This is a genomic window from Proteus columbae, assembly GCF_002777965.1.
GTDB classification, from domain to species: domain Bacteria; phylum Pseudomonadota; class Gammaproteobacteria; order Enterobacterales; family Enterobacteriaceae; genus Proteus; species Proteus columbae.
Window position 1 is genome coordinate 1 of record NZ_NGVR01000006.1, and the last position, 22318, is coordinate 22318.

Here is a 22318-nt window from a genome sequence, read left to right on the forward strand (position 1 = left end):
GGTGTCTGAAAGGCGATTTAATGTTGACTCTTCTTTGGCAGTATTGGTGCCACGAATAGTATCAACTGTGGTTGCCAAATCAATAATCTGCGCGCCAATTTCACCCACTAACTGCTGTTTCTGTTGGCGGTTTTGCTCTTTCTCTTTGTCGAAAATTTTATTTAATATGCTGTGAGCGTTATCCGTGTCTTGACTTAATTGCGCGATATCTTGCTGTTGATTATTGCTATCACGCACTGTCCATGTACCTTGTGATACCGCAGATTGGGTAGTGTTTTCAGCGCTATCGCTATGGTTGCCTGCCATGGCTAATGCATGCCCCATATTGGCAAGCATATTACCTTCAACGCCACCTGAAGTACTCACTCCACCCGATTGATGCTCAACTTTATATTCTGCGTAATTATGGATATCACTAAAGCCTAATGTACCCGTATCTAACTGGTTATTTTCTGCATCGGCTTTACTGCTGATCACCGCACCATCAAGCTGGGTATGTTTACCCACACTAATATCAAATCCTTGATTGCCTGCAAATAAGCCTGTTTGTTCTTCCACTGAACGGTATTTGCTGTCCATTTTATCGCGGCTAAACGAAATATTTGCCGAACCNCTTGCTGGCTTTCAAGATGTAAATCACCGCCCACCTTAGCAATAACTTTATCACCTTGCGCTTGAGCGCCTTTTAAGGTTGTATCTTGACCACTTTGTAGTGTGAGCGTTTGCCCCGCATTTAATGTGCTATTGGTGTAATAGGTATGATCGCCATCTTCAAATCCTTTCGCTCGACTACCATTGGCATTAATATTGACCCCAACTCCCCCCGAGCCCACCGTTACGCCAACACCAACAGATGCACTTTTGCTGCTGTTTTTGCTGTCTATTGTCTCTTGGTTTTGTGCTGATTGTAATGTGATATCTCGCGTGGCACTTAAGGTAAGATCACCCCCCGCCTGTAGCTCACTACCTGTAATGGTGATATCGCCTTGCTCTTTTCTTGTTGCCGTAATAGAGAGATTTTCACCTGCACTTAAGCTACTGCCTTGGGCAATATTTTGTTGCTGTACACGTTCAGATTCAGAGGAACTTTTACCATAAGCAACATTGGCACCAATCAACGTTGTGCTCTCATTATCAGTGCCAGATTGCGCATTATCTAATGCAATTGCACCTGCTGCCTGAGCACCCGAAAGCCCTGCTTTGATACTCTGCAAAGTACTAATTTGGCTATCATCCGTTTCTTTGGCTGCTTTGTATCCCGCAATAGCACCATTAATTGCACTTCCTGCGGTACCACTTAGTACAACGGTAAAACCACTCTGCTTAGTTTTGGTTTTGCTTAGTTCGGTGTAACTGTTTTCGGTGGCCAAAATGTCAACAGAATCCCCTGTAAGAGATATCTCTTTTTTGGCTATCATTTCACTGCCATCAACAGTGAGATTATCCCCTGAGCTAATGTGGATACTGCCATCAGTACTACCAATTACACTACCTTTTTGAGTCACGGCATTACTATTATTGAGTTGCTCAAATGCAGATTTACCCACAGTAAAGCCGATCCCCCCTGTACCACCAATACCTGATTTTTTGATTTTTTCTTCATAAGATTGGAAAGCAAGCTCTTCTACTGTGGTGAGCGATAATTGATTACCCGCATCAAGATTTATATCTTGTGTAGCAATAATCTCACTGCCCTGTGCAATTAAATCATTGCCAGCAGAAATAGAGATTTCATTTCCTTTTAGTTGCGTTCCTATTGCTTGTTTATTATGAATTTCAGCATGTGTAGTGCGAGTTTCCGAAGAGCCAAACGATTTATCTTTCGTCACACTGTGTGCAATTTGATCAATAGAGGAATAGCCACTCTGTAATGAAATATCATTACCTGCATTTAATCCTAGCGAGCCTGTGGCTTGAATATCCGTTGCTGTAAGACGAATATCTTCGCCCGATGTTACTGAGATATCACCCGCATAAAGATGAGATCCAATCTCTTCCTCAGTGGTTTTATGTAGATAATTATTGCTGTCCCAATCAATATTTTCTTGGCGACGCGTATTAATAGTGCCTAATTCAATATTTTTACCTGCGGTTAACGCCAATTGGCTGTTATCACCACTCGCTAGAATATCTGTTGCTGTTAACGCTAAATTACGCGTTGCTTTTAATGCAATCTCACCGTCAGGCTCTGTTAAATAAATGGCTGCACCACGATTTAACCATTGGTCAGTACTATTACCCGATACGGTTGCTGTACTAATAATGTCATTACCCGCTTGCAGATTAATGCGGTCTTGTCCTGCAATTTGCCCACCTTCATTTTTAATATCTTGCAACGCAAGTAAATCTATCGTTTGCCCTTTAATTAACCCTTGGTTAATTAAATTATCGGTTGAAGCTTGTAATCCTGTTTTACTTAAAATAGTGCCTTCATTTTTTAACTCAGGAATATTATTTAAAATAACTTCACTACCTGAAAGTAAGGCACCACTGTTTTGTAAATCACCAGGTAGAACACGAGCATAAACTTGAGGTACTAATATTTTTTCAACGGAGCCATTAGGTAATGTGATCTCTCTACTGGTTAATAGCACCATATCCGTCGTGATCATTGCCATCTGTTCAGGCGTTAATGTCACACCCGGTTTAATGCCAAACTCTTCACTAAAGCGAATACCTGCATCCATTAAAGTATGATATTGCTGTTCGTTATCATTATGCCCATCAAGATATTGATTACCGGTTAGCTGAATAATTTGATCGCGTACTATGCGTTGTTCATAGAAACCATCGCCAATACGTTTATGCGTATTATTGTGATCAACAGATAATGCATTTTGCATATAATCTGAACTTAACCACTCCCTTTTATTAGTAAATCTGGAGTCAGTTTCAACAATATATTGGCTATCGGTTCCTTTATTGACATTAAATAAGCGGTTTTCAGGGAGCTTTAATATAGGCGCCACCGTCTGAATTTTAACTTCGATGATTTTCTCTGCATTTGGCTTTGCTAACTGTGGAACAGTAATTACTTTACCAATAGGAAACTCAGGTTGTTTCTCTGATCGTTTTATTTCTGGCAATACGCTATTAGGCTGCGTAATCGTAGTTTGCTCAGAGTTAAATACTGAAACCGTGTCACCACTATTTAATACGATTTCTGTCGATTGATTGCCATTAATTGCATCATCAAGTTTTGTAGTGGTTATTTTATCAATGAGAGCAAGATCACCTTGGTCTGTTAATAAGCTCTCTTTATATTTTGTTAGTGATAGATCATCCCCAAAATCATAATCTATTTTTTCAGGCGTAATAGAGGTTAGCTCCGCAGTATCAACATCGACTTGATTATGATGAGCAATTAACCGACCAAATCTTCGTGTAGTGAATACTTTTATTTCACTCTGTTCACTTAATTCAGGACGTTTATCTAAGGTTAGATCAGTATTTTCTTTATATTCAAGTAATCCTAATGATAAATCAGTAACCACTTCAAACGGCCCATATCGAGAATGTGAAGTCGAGCTACTTTTCTTCTTACGGCCTGCTTTACGTTTACCCGGTCTTTTATGCTTTATTGCTGTACCTTCATGGTATTCAATACGCTGACCTACGGTTTCCTGATTATTAATATGCATACCATCAATAATCAGTTTGCCACCTGCAATAATATGGCTATCAATATTGTTTAAATTATCACCTTTTAAAGTGATATCTTTGCCCGCCAATATTAATGCCGGATCACGATGCAATAATTTTGACTCTTCTGTAATGATATTATATTTAAACTCATAGAAGTCTTTATATTGACGACCATTAATATTTAATAAATGCTCACGCGTATTGATGTTATACCAAATTCGCTCATCATCGGAATCAAATTTATCGCCACTATGATCAACACCGAATTGATACATTGGTACTTCTGATACTTTTTCCGGATCGCTGATTTTTAAATAGAGATCTCGATTATTAATTTCTGAAACATGAGCAAATAAATTTCCACTCGCTTCAATTGATGCACTTTCATTATTTAACACATCAGCGGCAACACTTTCTGGCAGATTTTCTGTTTCAAAACCCGCAATAGCCATATCGCCCCCACTGTAAATAAGGGCGTGATTACGGTTATTTATTGTATTACTGAAAAGCTGTAGGTTTTCACGAGAGGCTAATACCGGAGCAATATCTTCAAACAGTGCGTAATTATCGAATTGGTGGCTTTTTAGCTGAATATTATCACCATAAATGCGTCCACCTGCTTGATTATAAATAGCATCAGCCGTTAATGTGAGTGAGCCACCAAAAGCATCAATCAATCCTGTATTTTGCAGTTTTTCTGAAATCGTTAATGTCAGTTGTTTTGCACTAATTTCGCCATTACGCTTTTCATGCTCATCAATGCTTCTTTTGCTACGAGTCGTAATCAAATCATCATTTTCTACTGATGCTATTGATTCATTATTATTTAAATTAGTTGCTTGAATTGAAAGTTGATTACCTACATAAATAAATCCAGCGTTATGAATTTCATCATCTGAAGAGAGTGTTAAAGAATTCTGCGCTTTAATTGTGGCATCTTTTTCTAACTTAAAGGCTGTTTTTAATTGAATTTCACTGTTACCAGCCGAAAGAATTTCACCATTACCACTCAGCTTTTCAGCCCATAAACGAAGCTGTTGTGTCGCGGCTAATAGCCCCTTTTTATTATCAATAGCTAATTTATTTTCGCTTTTACCTTCAATAGCCAACATTGCAGCAGATATCAAGCCATGCTGATTATTCAGGTTTTCAGCCGGAATTAATTTAAGTTGTTCACTGGCTTGAATAACGCCTTGATGATTAAGCAAATCATTCACTGCTATATGAATATTATTTGCTTTTAATCCTAGGTTTTCATCGTCTGTTTGCTGATTATCAAGTTGTTGAGCCGTTACAGTGAGTTGTTCTTGAGATTGGATCTGACCTAATTGGTTATTTAATTCATTACTTAGCGTGATTTCAGTATTGTTACCCGCAAGAAGAACACCTTGTTGGTTATTAATACTCTTGCCGTTAATCAGTAAGTTATTTGCTGATAAGAGTGTTCCTTGCTGATTATCTAACTCACTTTGATTTAACTGAATATTCAGTTTGTCAGTTGCCTGAATATGTCCTTTTTGGTTATTAAGCCCTGCGACGTTAAGTTGGGTTTCAGTCGTCCCAATAATTTTGCCATTTAAATTGATCAGATCATTTTGTCTGGTATTTAACTTAAGCTGGCTATCTGATTGCAATAATCCATCGGTATTAACCAATTCTTGAGAATGGATATTTAACTCTTTTTGGGCGTATATGGTACCTTGATTATTCTGCAACTCACCGCTATTAATGGTTAGTGCATTAAGTGCAGTTATTTTCCCTTGCTGGTTATCAATATCGCCACTGTTTAATGAAATTGCACCAGAAGATACCAGCGTCCCTTCACGATTAATAAGTGGCGTATTAGAGTGACTAATCGTTAATAAATCGCCAGAAGAGATTTTTCCTTGATAGTTATTTAACTGTTCTGTTTGTAGATCTGCTTTTTGGCCTACAGTTATCAGCCCTCGCTGATTATTTAATTTTTCAGGGCTAATTAGTTTCAGCATACCAGCGACAGAAATTAATCCATTTTGGTTGTCTAGCTGCTCAACAGTTGCGTTCAGATTATGTTGAGTAATAATGCCCGCTCTCGCCTTGTTATTCGTATTAATTAACTTACCATTTGCATTAATGGTGAGCGCTTTAACGGCATAAATTAGCCCTTTCGCATTATTTATATTATTGGCATTAATGGTTAATTGATCGCTATTACTGGCAATGCTACCTTGCCTATTATCCAGATCGGCAGCATTAATAATTGCTTGCTTATTAGTGGCTATTTTTCCTGTTTGATTAACAAATTGCCCACTATAAATAGTAAGGTTAGCTAATGCACTTATTAGTCCATTTTGGTTATTAATATTCTGTTTTTGCGTGTTAATAACGACATTTTGATCCGCTCTAATAACACCTTTTTTATTATCAATTTCGGCTGATTTTAAATTTAAATCTCCCTGTTTGCTGCCTAATTGTGCTTGGTGATTAATCAGTTTTGTACTAGAAACATTTAAGTTATCATCAGAAATAACTCGCCCTTGAGTATTATTAAGCTCACCACTTTTTAGGTCTAATTTTCCTTGGCTAATAATGCCACCAGATAACGTTTGGCTATTGTTTAATTCATAACCTTGTGTATCTAAAGTGAAATTACCAACTGAATAGAGTGTGCCTTGTTGGTTATCTAGCGCTTGAGTCGTTAATTTAAAACCGTTTGCCTGACTAATAACTTCGCCACTACGGTTATTCACGCCTAAATTATTGAGTAATAAAGATTTAGCAGAAAAAATATAGCCAGATTGATTATTTAAATTACCTGTAACAAGGTTTAAGATCCCATGACTGATAATCCCAGCCTGAGATTTGGTATTGCTGTTATCTAACTGATTATTTTTTGTTGTAATATCTAATTGCGTTTTTGCCGTAATAAGACCATTTTGGTTATTAATAGCACCACTTTCTATAAATACACGTTCTTCTATGCTACCAATCTTACCTTTCTTATTATTGATTTCTTCAACAAACAGTGATTGTTTAGTCGTTGACGTGATTTTACCTTCAAGGTTATTAATATTGCCGGCATTAATATTTAATTCACCTTTACTTGTCATACCGCCACTCGTTGCCGTATCACTATTATCAATACGCTGTTTGTCAGTGTTAATGTTTAATGCTGTATTCGCCGTGATCAGTCCTGCATAATTTAACAGTTCATGACTAGCTATAATTAACTTGCCTGTTTGGCTTGCTAATACACCTTGCGTATTATCTAGTCGCTGTTTATTGGTATTAATATTTAGTTCTGTTTTGGCTGTAATCAATCCTGATTGATTAAGTAATTGAGCACTCTCTATGAGCAATTTCCCAGTTTGGCTTGCTAATGTACCTTGGTTATTATTAATTTCGCCTAACGTCAGCTTATTTTCTTGCTTCGCAATAATACGACCTTGCTGATTATTTAATGACTTAGCTGTTATTTCGATATCACTATAACTGACCACACCCAGATCATCTGACGTATTGTTATTACTAAATTGCTCAGATAGTCCTATTTGCAGTTTTTCTGATGAATAAATCAATCCTTCATCATTATCAAGTTCACTACCTTTTAATACTAAGTTTTGCTTAAGACTTGCCAGTTTTCCTTGTTGGTTATTCAATTGATTGAAGGTAATTTTGCTATCATTTTCAGCCGTTAAGTTACCCTCATTATTATTAATATCACCAGCATTAAGCGTTAAACTAGCTTTGGTTAAAATACCACCATTATTTTTGCTATTGCTATTATCAATAACATTTCCGTAGGTATTAATTACCATCTCTTTTAGGGAGTAAATTAACCCAGAAATATTTTTGATTGATGCAGAATCAATAGAAATAGTGCCATTATCAGCGGAAATAACGCCGTTATTATTGGCGATTTGTTGCTGATGCGTATTAATTATTACGTTATATTTGGCAACTAACTGGCCATCTTGGTTGTTTAGTTTTCCACTATCAATGGTGATATTTTTTTGACTAACAATTCCGCCACTTTTCAAGGTTTGTGAGTTATCGATAGCATATTTATTTGAATCTAATTTCAGATCACTTTGAGCAGAAATAACACCACTACGGTTGTCAATTTGATGTGTATTTAAAGTCAGTGATGACTTCTCACTTCCTAAACGACCTTGATAGTTAATTAAATCGCTATAAGATAAAATATTCGCACTATTACGAGCGATTATTTTACCGAGTGTGTTATCTAATTTTCCTTTAGTTTCACTGAATAATGCATCGTGGCTAGTGATTTTTCCTTTAGTATTATTTAGCTCACTTCCCATTATAAGCGTCATTAATTTATTAGAAATAAGTGATCCTTGCGTGTTATTCAGCGCTTTTTTTGTCTCAATTTCTAACGTCTCAAGACTCCTTATTTCTCCTTGGCTATTGTTTAATTCGCCATTAGTTAAAATATTAACTGAAGCATTACTGATCAACTTTCCTTTGGTGTTATCTAATTCACCTGTTGTAATATTGAGTGCATTTTTACTAAATATCTGGCTATTAGTTTTAGTACTTTGGTTACTTAAACGCTCACCTTGTGTATTAATGGTGATATTATTGGCACTTATTGAGCCATTATCATTAATCAGTTGTTTACTAGTAAGTGATAAATCGCTATTTAAGCTGCCTAATATGCCTTTTTGATTAATTAAGTTGCCACTTTTAACGGTTAACTGATCAGCAGAAACAATACGACCTTGTGTGCTATCAATATCCCCACTATTGATAATTAATCTCCCTTTTGTTTCGATACCCTTATTACCATCAATTGTTTGACGATTAATCAGGTTATCACGCAAAGTTAATTGTAATTGTTGAGGAGAAAACAGATGCCCTTGGTTATTATTTAGCGATATTCCTTTTAGTGTTAAACTCGCTAATTCGCTAAGAATTTGTCCAGATTGGTTAGTCACGATGTTAGTTTGTAAATCAACTTGCTGCTTAGCTAGGATTTGCCCTTGTTGATTATCAAGATCACCACTGTGAATATTTAATCCACCTTGGCTAACTATTCCGCCACTTTTTTGTGTTTCACTATTCGTTATTTTTTGCTGGTGGCTATCAATAATTAGATCTTTACCGGTAATAATCAGCCCTGCATGATTATTTATCGCACCTGTTTTTAACGTTGCATGATCAGATAATGTTAATCGACCAAATTGGTTGATAAAACCGGCTTTAGCTGTATTTAGTTGTAATTGGCTAGCACTAATATTACCTCGGATATTATCTAATAATCCCGTATTCAGTAGTAAGTTTTGTGTTGCTTGAATACCTTTATCTTTTTGTGTATCGCTATTAATTAACTGCTGTTTATTTGAGTCAATTGTAATATTAAATGCCTGTATTAACCCTGATGTATTATCCCACCCTTGCGTATTAGCCGTAAAATCACCTTGTGTAACGATTTTACCTTGCTGGTTATTAACAATTTTACTCTGGTGATCAATACGGTTTTTAGCATTGATAATCCCTTGACTATTGTTAATATCACCAACGTTTAGATGCAACTTCTCTTTACTAATAATTCCGCCCGATTGATGCGTATTTTGGTTATTTAACTCTCCACCTTGAGTCGATAACCACAAGGATTTTTCTGATTGAATAACACCTTGGTTGTTATCAACGTTATTTGCAGTTAAACGCAATCTATCTTGTGAAATTATTGTACCTTGTTGGTTATCTGCATTTCCTGTTAAAGTAATATTTAACCCATTAGCACCAATTTCACCTTTAGCGTTATTTAATGTACTCGCTTTTATTTCGCTGTTATTTTTACTAACAATTTTTCCTGCATTATTATCAAGCTTATTGTTCAGGGTAAGATCAATTGCTTTATCAGCATGAATATTGCCTTGTTGGTTAGTTAATATGTTGGCATTAAGTTTCAAATTATCTGCGGATATCAACTCACCTTTATCATTAGTAATAGTTGCTTTAGCGGTTATATCTAATCGATTTTGATTTAAGGTTCTCACTTTACCTTGCGTATTATCTATCTCTTTAGCATTGAGTGTTAATGCGCCTTGCGTCTGAATATTACCGCGTTGGTTACTGAGTGTTTTTTCTACGTTAATCGATGTAAGTTCAGTACCTGTTTGTTTTAAATTAGCGTCATTATGGTTAAGATTAACTGCACTGATCTCTATTTTTTTCGCTTGGGTTGTGGCTTTTTCTAAATCTAAATTTTTCCCTTGCAGAGAAAGTTGTCCTGTTGTTAATAGCGAACCTTCTTTACCCAATAGCGTTTCGGTTTTTAGGGTGATTGTGCCTTGTTGAGGTAGCGATATTGTGCCTTGTTGATTATTAAGCACTGTTGTTTTAATTATTAATTGGCGACCAAGACTTTGAATATCACCTTGTTGATTATTCAGCTTTTGATGATTTAGCGAGAGGTTTCCACTGGTATTAATCTCTCCTTTTTGGTTATTTAATACAACAGAATTGAGTTGTAATTCATGACCACCTAATTGACTTAATTTACCCTCGCTATTATCAATAAGATTAGGTGCAATAAGTTGAAGCTTATCACCACTGATCTCGCCTTTACGATTCATAATGTCTGTTTTGGCATTAAGCATTACCGTATTAGCATTAACTTGTGCAAGCTCTGTTTTAATTTGCCCTACTGATGCACTAATTTGTAGATCTTTACTTTGCGTTTTGCTATTTGAAATATCGACATTTTTAGCCGTTAAATTAATTTTATCGCCACTTAAATGCTGGCCAGCAGAAACAATATCATCCGTTACATTTAATGTTAACGAGGCAGAATTAACGGCATTACCACTATTATCAATGCCTGCACCCAATAGGCTCTTTTGTGTTGCTAAATATCCCTTAGCATCAATCTGAATATTTTCTTGTGCGAGTACCTTGCCTGATGCTGTTTGAGAAATGTTTTCTGTTGCTTCTAGTTGGATATTATTTTTAGCTTGTAATGTACCACTGTTCACAAGAACACCAGTGGTATTTAACGTTAGATTGTTATCTCCAGTGATCACACCTTGGTTATTTACACTTGCTGTATTAATTTGTAATTGTGCTTTAGACTGAATTATCCCCGTATTTATTAACTGTCCTTTTTCATTTAGAGTTAAACCACCTACTTCAGCACCAATCTCGCCTGCATTACGTACACCAACACCATATTCGGTGCCAATGAGTTTAATTTTATTGGCATACATACCACCGACAAGTGCCACATCAATGGAATAATCATTTTGTTTAGTCGCCGAATTATCTTGGCTAACCACATCACCATCATTATCTAATGTATTTTTACCCGTCGTAATTTCTAATTTATGGGCTTGAATGCGTGAATTAACCTCTACGGCACGCGCTAAAAGACGCGTGTAATCACTTTGACTATCATTTAGACCACTACCTGAAATGACAATCTTACCATTATTAATTTCATAGCCAGAAATTGCGCCTTCATGCGTTAATGTTTTACCTGCAACTAAAGTAGTATTTACAGCATTAATAAAGCCACATCCTTGGCAACTAATACCTGCTGGATTTGCAATAATAATTTCAGCGCGTTGTCCTGCTATTTCAATAAAACCATTTAATTGGCTCGGATTTTGGCTATTAATTTCATTTAAAATAACCTTAGCTTCACCATTAACAAGCCAAGGATTGCCAGTTACCATACCCGCTAATTGAGTTTGAGTATCTTGTAGACTGTTATTAAGGATCGCACCTTTATTATCAACATCAAATTGCGTAAATTGGTTACGAGAAACGCCATGTTGATTTGGCTGCTGGATATTAACTTGAGCTAACCCATTACTTGTTTGTAATACCGTTGCTTGTTGATTTTTAGGCGCGTGTTGATCAGCAATAATTTGGCTTGCTTGTGCTGAAAAACTCACTAATCCTTGCATTACCAGTAATACAAATGCCACGCTATTAAGTGATGTGCTAATAGGTAATGAAAAAATATTATTCCGTTTATTATTTTCACCGCTAGATTTAGTTAATTCAGAAACAACAACCATTAATTGTCGAGTACGATTATAAATAACGCGATAACATAATTTATTCATGAGTAAGATCCTTGCCATCAAGACAATAAATTTTTATTTAATTATTATTTTTTATTTAATATTTGAGTTAATTCTATGCTTTAATAATTAAAGTTAATACTAAACCCCAAATTAACATGATCCGTTTTAAAGCCATCGGGTTTAGATAGTGGTGTACCAATAAATGAGTCATATTTTATTGTGGATGAAAATAATGAACCTTTTATGCCCACAACTCCACCAGCAAGATGTTTACCTAATAATCGAGGATTATCCGTGTTTGTTTTTAGCTCACCGTAATCTACACCAAGATAAATAAACTGTTCCGATGCTGGATATTGCCAGCTCAATGTATTTTGTAAAAACCAACCTTCATTTGCACTGAGCGTTCTTTCACCATCAAATCCACGAATAGTCCAACGATTGCCAATTGCAAACTGATCAATAGGTGTTAATGCATCCTGTGTCATTTGTTTTCGATAATTTGCTTGATATTTAAACTGCTGCTGAGCAATAGATATTGGAATATCTAATTCGGCACGCCATGTTAAAATATTAGCTTTATCTGTTGCATAGTAATTATCAAGATACTGTTCTTCATAAGCAGCCATTGAACCAAACCAGCGAGTTCCTTTTTGGTAATTTATGCTAGCTTCCAAAGTTCCAAAACTGAAATATTGACGATGAGAGAGATTCATTAACCAATGACTAACTCGTCGGCGTTGTATTTCAATTTCAGTATTATCAATATAGTTTCGTAAGACTTTAGCTTGAACACCATAACGTAATGCCGTTTTACTCTTCTGATTACGGAAAAGAATGTATGACACACCTGCATTAATACTGTCACTTTCTCCTGAATAGAGAATATCTTTAATATGACCTGCTACTGTTTGAGAATAATCGTATTTAGAGGCGTTAATATCAAATAGCCAATAGCCAAAAGGAATTGAATAATGCGCCATAATATTTTGGTTATTCTTACTACCAACAAAATCTAAATCACGTTCTGTTGATAAATAAAACAAATCACTCATCGCTAAAGGGTTATCTAGCGCTAACATTAAGCCACCTTGATAACGCCCCGTTGCGGGTGATCCTGCATCATTGATCCATAATGAAGTATGCCAGAAACGAGATTGTTTTCGTTTTATCACAATATCGCTTTCACCCGCATTTTCACCTGGTTTAATTTCCATTTCAGCACTAACAACTGGCAATCGCTGTAGGTTTTCTAACCCTTGTTCAATATCACGTAAATCGAGTAGCTGTTTTTTATGCGCAGGCATACTGGTATACAGCAAAGCATATTTATCAGAATCATCAGTAAACTTAACATTGCGAATAATGCCGGGAACTATTGTTAAATATAATGTTCCACGACTAATATCTTGTTCAGGTACAACAATACGTGTTGTGATCCACCCATGTGTTAATAGGCGATTTTGCATGCGGGTGACGACGGTGTTTATTCCGTTTATCCCCAAACATTGCCCTATAAATTCAGTTTTAAAAAGAGGTAAGTTAACCCAATGAGGAATAACTTCTGCATTAGTTATTTCAATGTGCTCGATTTGAAAACAGAGTTTTTCTTCCGCTTCATTCTCTTTTTCTTCATATTGGCTAATATCAAAATATATATCTGGTGTTTCAGGTGTTAATTGTTGATAAAGAGCCTCTTGTTGACTTTGGTTATGCTGTTGTTGTTGATTAAATATTTCAGTCGCTTTTTCAGAAGCATATACTGAAGATATAGGAATATTAAATAGTGTAAAAAACACCCATAATTTCAAAAAGAGTATGATTTTTTTCATATTATGTAATAAATAAAGTCTGTGCTTTTAATTGTATTTATTTAGGATACATCTAATCTTTAATATTATTGATATTAATATATGTAAAGTAAATATCAATAATTGAATAACAAATAAAATACCGTGACTTTAACAATATAAAAATTAAAAAAATCAACTTATGTTAAAAAATCAGTCTTATGTAATAACAAAAATCACTTAATAAATTTATTAATGTTAACCTTAATAAATTATGAAAGTTAAAATAAATTACATTTTATATTATTTTAATTTGAAAAATTTAAAGTAAAATATTTTATTATTGAAATATTTATTCCATGTAAATAAAAACTTAAAATAAAAAAATGGCTTCATTACTGAAGCCATTTCTACACTGATTTTTATGACAATTTTTATAGCATTACTTTTCTGGCATTTGTGGCATTGGCCGGCGGAACCGACGAGTGATCCACACCATATAAAGTATACCAATTGCGCCCCAAACAAGCCCTAACTCCATAGAACCTGGTTCAAGGTTTATCCACAAGACACCCATTGTCGCAGCACCAATGATAGGTAATATCAGGTAATTAATGTGATCCATTAATCCTTTATTACGGCGCTCACGAATATAGAACTGTGAAATAACAGACAGATTCACGAAAGTAAACGCAACTAACGCACCAAAGTTAATTAATGCAGTTGCAGTCACTAAATCAAAGAACACGGCACCCAAGGCTAAGAAACCGACTAATAGCACGTTAAATGCAGGTGTACGCCATTTAGGATGTACGTAACCAAATGTCTTCTCTGGGAATACTCCATCGCGACCCATAACATAAAGTAAACGAGCAACACCTGCGTGAGCCGCCATACCGGATGCTAATACAGTCACACAAGAGAACACTAAAATAATGGACTGGAATAAAGCACCAGCGACATACAGCATTATTTCAGGTTGCGACTCTTCTGGATTCTTGAATCGTGAAATATCTGGGAAATACAATTGTAAAAAGTAAGAAACAGCAATAAAGATGATCCCACCAATTAGCGCAGTTAAGAAAATTGCTTTAGGGATAACTTTACCAGCATTTGGTGTCTCTTCTGATAATGTACTGATACCGTCAAAACCTAAGAATGAGAAACAGAGTATTGTCGCTCCGGTTATCATCGGTATAACTTCAGCATCAACAGACGCAAACGGTCTAAAGGTCCATAACTCCCCTGCACCTTCTCCGTTATAAACACCGTGAATAAGTAATCCAACAAACACAACCATTACTGCCACTTGCACAATAACAATTGCTGTATTTAAGTTAGCAACAACGTTAATACCACGCAGGTTAAAGAACGTCATTAAAGCCACTAAGCCAAATACAAAGATCCACGGTTCAACACCCGGGAATATTGCTTGTAAATAGATTTTCGCCAATAAAATATTGATCATTGGCATAAATAAATAGTCGAGTAAAGACGACCAACCCACCATAAAGCCAACATAAGGACTCATGGATTTTTGAGCATAAGTATACGCAGAGCCTGCGGAAGGAAAACGCTTAACTAATTTTCCATAACTTACAGCTGTAAATAAAATTGCAACTAAAGCAATCGCATACGAGGTTGCTACGTGACCATTCGTAATGCCAGAAACGATACCAAATGTATCGAAAATAGTCATAGGCTGTAAAAAAGCAAGCCCCATCATGACTACCTGCATTAGAGTCAAGGTTTTACGTAATTGAACTCGATTGTTAGCACCAGTTTGGTTAGTGCCGATAGAGGAGATGACGTTATCTGACATTAGCGAACCCTCCCATAACTTCGGTTTGAGTATTAGATAAACTCAACCGACAGTTACTGGGAAGACTTCGCATCTGCCTATAAACAGAATAGAATGAAGTTTTTAAAGATGTGTATGTGTTTAGGAGACGCCGTGCTCCGTAGTCATCATTGCCCGCAGTGCCGTTAGGCCCGACTGCGAAAGAGAATAATTGTACCATATTAGCATTCCTCTATCATGACAACCCTTTCTCTAAGGGGCTGGCTGCTAATCAAATTATGTTATCTATTCAGACTCAAATGAATCTGACCTCTTGGTGTAGTAATAAGTAAAAATGCAAAAAAAAACCGATGCACTTTAAACGCATCAGTCATATTTTTAGTGGGCGCATTTTGCACGTCTCAGACTTAAATAGCAATACATTTTCATCAAAAAGCCTCCTTTTTTTACGATCTTTTCAATTCGCAAACTAAGTCAACATATAACGCCACATTTTATTAACAATAATTGTGCTTTTATCACAAGTTTTAAGTTTTAAATACTTCAAAAGTCATTACTACATCGAAATAAAATAAAACATAATACATTGATAAATAAGAATTAAACTTCACATTAAAATTAATATCATCAACAGAACATCAAAATAAAGCATTTAAAATACATTAATAAGATTAATGCTAATATTTTGTTAACTCATGCTTTCTTTATTTCCCAAAAATAGACTTTTAATAAAAAGTGTCTATTTTTTAATAGCCTGTTTTATATAAATAAAAAGTAAGAAAATAAATTAAGAAAAAAATGACTGGTAATAAGTAGAAATAACAATCTAATAGTCCGAATAAAACGATGAATAAGATGAATTATTGAGCTAAATATAGACCTCAATATTTAAACTTTCCAGTATTAATTCTGAGCAAATGAAAGAAAATTAGAGATAAAAAAAGACTCCACAAGTGGAGTCTTAATGACACAAACTGAGGGTGAAAAATTAGAAGTTATAGTTCAAGCCAATGTTGTAACGACGACCTTCTAATGTAGTATTAAAATGTTCTTGGTCAATACGACGATCTAGCACGTTATAAACACCACCAATCACATTAAGTTGTTTGGTTAAGCTGTAGCTGGTACCAATATCAACAAATGCATAAGAAGGCGTACCATGTGACATAGAGGTGCGTGATAAGTAATCAGAGGTTTTACCTCGGAAGTTAATACGCGCCCAGGTTTCCATTTCTGGTGTTGTTTCCCAGTTTAAGGTCGCATTAGCCATATGGCGTGGCTGTTTATTTAATGGCTTACCTTTGAAATCACCACTTTTTTGTTCAGTATCAGTAAAGGTATAGTTAGCCGCTAAATTCCACTCTGGTGATATCGTCCAATTAAAGGTGGCTTCAATACCACGCATATTGGCTTTATCTACGTTAGTTCTATCACTAACAAAGTCATAAGGCTTCCCATTATTACCAACACCATCTGCTAATGTACAATCACGTAGATCCGTCATTTTAGAACCGTCTTTATTTGTACGGCTATCACAACGACGATCTTCCATAATCTTATCTTTAAAGTCGGTATTGAAAAGACCTAAACTTGCCGTCAGGTTTTCACGGTTATCCCAAATAATTGAGATTTCTTCAGTCACTGATTTTTCAGGTTTTAAGCTTGGGTTACCATAAATAACTGCATCATAACTACCACCACCTGTACCTTGACCCCATGATGCTGTTGCTTGACGTAAATCAGGAGAACGATAACCGGTAGATACCCCTCCTTTTAACGTCCACTCATCAGCAAGATGCCATACGCCATATACTCGTGGTGTCCAGTGCGTACCAAAGTTTTCATCTTTATCCATACGCAGACCGCCCGTTAAAGCGAAATCGTTGGTCATCGCCCACTCATCTTCAGCAAATAATGCCCAACTATAACGGTCTAATTTATTGCTACCTTTAAGTTTATTCCCTTCATCTTTTAATTCTTCATAACGATATTGGGCACCAACACTTAAGGTATGATCACCTAACATTAAAACCGTCTGATTACGCACGGTTGTGTCGTCATAATCCATTTTACGAGATGGATTACGGCTTTCATCACGCTGAACATATGTATTCATCGTTCCAAAATCATAAACACCATCATGAGTAAGTGCATAATGTGTCAGTTCATAGTCAGTAAAACTACTTTCAGGGGTTTTTCCTCGGCTAGGCACCCCTGATTTAGAATGCCACACACGGGAGTCACGATGTTGATTATCTTTTTTAAACTCAAAATCAATCGTGTTCTGCTCATCAGGTGTCCAACTTAAAGTACCGCCACCTGTTGCTGTGATCTGACGGTTATAGCCATTCACAATTTTGTCTTCGCTACGGTGTGAATATTGACCTTGAATTTTCAAGCCCAACACATTATCAATTAATGGACCACCCGCATAAAAACTGCCTTGATTAGTGTTACCTGAATCTTTACGCTCTGTAATAGTACTGTCCGCACGTAAACTAAAGTTCCACTCTTTTTGCGCTTTACGGGTAATAATATTGATAACCCCACCCATTGCATCTGAACCATATAAAGAAGACATTGGGCCACGTACAACTTCAATACGTTCAATAGCAGGTAAAGGCGGTAACCAACCTTGTTCAATACCAGAGTTATCACTATTAGGACGCGTTTCACGCGATGTAACACGCTTACCATCAACCAAAATCATGGTATATTTTGCATCCATACCACGAATACTAATATCAGAACTACTTCCACCGCCTGTTACTAATACGCCGGGAACATCTTTTAATGCGTCAGTCACATCACGGTAAGATTTGGTTTCTAGCTGTTCACGAGTGACAACAGAAACCGATGCAGGTGCATCTTCAACAGTTTGCTTAAACCCAGAAGCGGTTGTTACAAGCAATTTTTCTACATTTTCTGCTGATGCAGTCATAACAAAACTTGATGCAATAGCAGCAACAACGCCAAGCGCGATTTTATTTTTATTTAACACTACCATTCCCGATTCTCCAAGAATATATATTCTTTACGTTTTATATAGATGGATATATCGACGATTGCTCAGAAATTAGGGTAATAAATAAATTTAATTACCCTTGGTTATTTTAATATTATTTTTATATCCCTATTTACTGCATCCCTATATTGACTTCTTTTCTCTTTCTCTTTTACTTCTCTATATTTTATCCACTAAACCATCAATAATAATTTGGGGTATTCCTTGTGAACAATATTCCAATCGACCTTGAACACCATAAACATCGGCAAGGCTTTGTGCCGTGATAACCTTATCTGGTGCGCCTTGTGCAATTAACTGTCCTTGTTTCAACATTAATACATGTTCGCCATGTCGTAAGGCGATATTAATATCGTGGACAACGACGACAGTAATAATATTTCTACGTTGTGTTTCTTTAGCAACTAAATCCATTACATGATATTGGTAATTAAGATCTAGTGCGCTTAATGGCTCATCCAATAATAATAAAGAAGGTTGTCTAATTAATGATTGAGCAAGCCCAACTAATTGTTTTTGACCACCTGATAATTCATCTAAATATCGTAATGCTAAATGCTCAATACCTAATTGGCGCAATAAGTGCATTACCTGAGCTTCACTATGTTCATTATGTAATCCACCTGAAGCACGCTGCGCCACAATAATGGATTCTAAAACATGTAAATGAACACCAGCAGGTAATGTTTGTGGCAAATAGACTACATTTTGAGCACGTTGTGCAAAATTCATCGACGCTAGATCGTTGCCATCTAAACTGACAACACCAGATGATTTATTTAATCCAGCCAACGCTCTTAATAATGTTGATTTTCCGCTACCGTTTGGCCCCAATAATACGGTGACTTTTCCTTTTGGCAATGGCTCAACATCTAGTGCCTTAATGATAAGATGTTTAGCATATCCAGCACTAAAATCTTGGATCTTTAATCCTTCCATCATTAGATATTCCCTCTATGACGTAAAATCATACTGAGGAAAAATGGCACGCCCACCAGCGATGTCACAATACCCACTGGAATAATGACACCCGGTATTAAATTTTTAGAAGCAATAGATGCCAATGATAAAACTAAAGCACCAATTAATGCGCTTGCTGGCAGATAGAATCGATGATCTTCACCAAACATCATGCGAGCAATATGAGGGGCAACTAAACCAATAAAGGCAATTGGCCCAACAAAAGCAACGGCGAGCGCGGTTAAAATACTGATGCGCAGTAATGAGCCTAATCTTAAACGCTTTACATCAATACCAAAGCTAATCGCTCTATCTTCACCTAATCGCAATGCAGTTAATTTCCATGAACTCATCCATGAAATCACCATAATGACAGCAAAAGCACCTGTCATAACACCGAGTTTTACCCATGTTGCACGCGCTAAACTTCCCATAGTCCAGAAAACCAAACCTTGGAGAGTGTCTTCTGTTGCAATAAATTGCATCATTGAGACTAGTGCATTAAAGGTAAACACCATTGCAATACCAAAAAGCACCACGCCAGATGTAGGAACACGAGTCCAACGAGTAATTCCATCTAATAATAAAGCTGATAATAATGCGAAGAGAAACGCATTCGCCGAAATAAACCATTGGTCAGGAATACCCGGAATACCAATACCTAAAACAATCGCCAATGCAGCACCAAATGAAGCTGCATTTGATAAACCGAGTGTGAATGGACTTGCTAACGGGTTATTTAGAATAGTTTGCATTTCTGCACCCGCTAATCCTAGCGACATGCCTACCACAACCGCCATTAGGGCATAAGGTAAGCGAATGTCCCATACAATCACTCGAGAACCTGCGTCAACAAGCTCTGGTTGAAAAAGGGTTGTTAATAATTTATCAAGCGATAAACCAGAAGGTCCCATGGTGAAATCTAACACCACTGAACCACAAATAATTAAAACGATAACTCCCAACCATAGCATGCGTTTATTCATCATTTTTCGATAATGGACTTTCACATTATCTGATTCATTTTTTTCATGCTCTTGTGTGGCGAGTCTCTCTGACATAATGCTCATATCAATTGTTGTACCTAGTTTTTTTTCTACGTTTTTCTGCTTCTGCCAACACATTCAACAGGCAAAAACATACCGTACAACTCATCAACTGTTTCTTATGTACCAAAAGCCAGTTATTAATTTGAGACAATTCATTCAACAAAGAAGTGAGTCGCAAAATTATTATACGGTGAAATATATCCGCTGTGTAACTTATTATATGGCGATAAATTATTGGTTGGCTGTATTGAGCACTAGAAGGGCTAATTATTATCAGACTCATTACATTAAGCATATTATTTACAACCAACAGCGCCATTATTTTATTTTTCAGCAAATAAATTATACGCCAACAATAAAGCAAATAATAATAATTATCAATGCGATTGTTAATATAATTAGAATTTTTGTATGTTTTTTATAATTGACTGGTGAAAAAATGAAAAACGCCCGTTTTATAGTGATCGATATCACAAAACGGGCGTTCTAATAACTTGATTTATAGGTTATTTTTTATTCGCAATATGTGTTGGAAATTCCATTTCGTTATAACGAATAAAGCGGGTCTTCTTCACAATCTTATAAGTAAACCAAATTAATAAAAATAATGGGATACCAATATAGGTTGCAATTGCACCATACCAATCAATCGTATCTTCTAAGAAAGCTTGGTAATTTTGGCCTAATGTAATAATTAAACACAATATAAAGGCAAAAATAGGACCAATTGGGAAGAAACCTGAGCGATAAGGTAAGTCATTTAAATCACGACCTTGTGCAACATAACCTTTACGGAAACGATAGTGGCTAATCGCAATACCTAACCATGCAATAAAACCGGTCATTCCCGAAGTATTTAATAACCATAAGTAGACAGTTTGGTTTCCGTACATTGAGCTTAAGAAGCATAGACCAGCAACAACTGTTGTCGCATAAAGCGCATTACGTGGTACACCGTTTTTAGACAATTTACCAAAGCATTTTGGTGCTTTGCCTTCTCTTGCTAATGTAAACAGCATACGTGTCGATGCATACATGCCTGAGTTACCAGCAGAAAGTACCGCAGTTAAGATAACCGCATTCATAATGGCAGCCGCAGATAATAATCCCGCATTTTTAAAAACTAGCGTGAATGGGCTAACGCTAATATCACCCACATCATTACGCAGTAAACTAGGATCAGTGTAAGGGATAATTAAGCTAATAATTAAAATCGCGAAGATATAAAATAATAAGATTCGCCAGAAGACTTTACGCACAGCTTTTGGAATATTTTTAGCCGGATCTTTAGATTCACCTGCCGCAATACCAATTAATTCTGTACCTTGGAATGAGAAACCAACAATCATGGCAACACCGATCATGGCGGCAAATCCACCCGCAAAAGGTGCATCACCAATTTCCCAATTATGCCAACCTGCGTTTTCGGCACCTTTCATAATGCCAGTGATCATCGCAATACCCACAATAATAAAGATAATTACTGTGGAAACCTTGATTAATGAAAACCAATATTCCGCCTCACCAAATCCTTTTACAGAGATATAGTTGAGTAGGAAAATAACGCCAAGGAAGAGAGCACTCCAGATCCAACCATCAACATCAGGGAACCAATAGAGCATCACCAATTGTGCAGCAACAAGGTCAACAGCAATAGTAACTGCCCAGTTATACCAATAGTTCCAACCTAATGCGAAACCAAAGCCTTCTTCTACATACTTAGAGCCGTATGTTGAGAATGAGCCGGAAACTGGCATAAATGCGGCTAATTCCCCAAGGCTTGTCATTAGAAAATAGACCATTAATCCAATTAAAGCATAAGAGAGTAATGCCCCACCCGGCCCTGCTTGAGCAACAGTTGCACCAGATGCGACAAAAAGTCCTGTACCAATTGAACCACCAATAGCGATCATCGCTAAATGTCGCGCTTTTAACTCTCGGCGCAAAGTGCGTACTGCGCCCGAACCAGCAGTACTATTTTGTTGTTCTGACATAACATTCCACTTTTA

General features: G+C 36.3%; 8 protein-coding genes and 1 pseudogene. All 9 read right to left on the reverse strand.

All coding sequences use genetic code 11. From position 1 onward, the window contains the following. Positions 1 to 579 (reverse strand): annotated as a pseudogene (locus CBE70_RS01395) (VENN motif pre-toxin domain-containing protein); the annotation flags it as partial. Further along, positions 474 to 11741 carry a two-partner secretion domain-containing protein gene (locus CBE70_RS01400; RefSeq protein ID WP_100157909.1) on the reverse strand — a complete coding sequence of 3756 codons (11268 nt, stop codon included), beginning with the start codon at positions 11739 to 11741 and terminating at the stop codon, positions 474 to 476. The gene CBE70_RS01400 and the pseudogene CBE70_RS01395, both read right to left, overlap by 106 nt. 62 nt (positions 11742 to 11803) lie before the next feature. After that, positions 11804 to 13483, reverse strand: a complete 1680-nt coding sequence (locus tag CBE70_RS01405; protein WP_232797323.1) for a ShlB/FhaC/HecB family hemolysin secretion/activation protein — start codon at positions 13481 to 13483, stop codon at positions 11804 to 11806. Positions 13484 to 13916: 433 nt separating this feature from the next. Further along, positions 13917 to 15296, reverse strand: a complete 1380-nt coding sequence (locus CBE70_RS01410; protein ID WP_088493212.1) for an APC family permease — start codon at positions 15294 to 15296, stop codon at positions 13917 to 13919. Then, on the reverse strand, positions 15286 to 15495 hold the full coding sequence (locus CBE70_RS18655; RefSeq protein ID WP_100157911.1) for a hypothetical protein: 210 nt from the start codon (positions 15493 to 15495) through the stop codon (positions 15286 to 15288). The genes CBE70_RS01410 and CBE70_RS18655 overlap by 11 nt, the downstream gene beginning before the upstream one ends. 768 nt (positions 15496 to 16263) lie before the next feature. After that, positions 16264 to 18282 (reverse strand): ligand-gated channel protein, encoded by a 2019-nt coding sequence (locus tag CBE70_RS01420; protein ID WP_100157912.1) that lies wholly within the window; start codon positions 18280 to 18282, stop codon positions 16264 to 16266. 177 nt (positions 18283 to 18459) lie between these two features. Beyond that, positions 18460 to 19242: an ABC transporter ATP-binding protein gene (locus CBE70_RS01425; protein WP_100157913.1), complete on the reverse strand. Its 783-nt coding sequence runs from the start codon at positions 19240 to 19242 to the stop codon at positions 18460 to 18462. After that, a complete protein-coding gene (locus CBE70_RS01430; RefSeq protein ID WP_100157954.1) occupies positions 19242 to 20330 on the reverse strand; it encodes a FecCD family ABC transporter permease in 1089 nt (362 codons plus the stop codon). Before CBE70_RS01430 ends, CBE70_RS01425 begins: the two co-directional genes overlap by 1 nt. Before the next feature lie 485 nt (positions 20331 to 20815). Beyond that, positions 20816 to 22303 carry an amino acid permease gene (locus tag CBE70_RS01435; RefSeq protein ID WP_100157914.1) on the reverse strand — a complete coding sequence of 496 codons (1488 nt, stop codon included), beginning with the start codon at positions 22301 to 22303 and terminating at the stop codon, positions 20816 to 20818. Positions 22304 to 22318 lie beyond the last annotated feature (15 nt).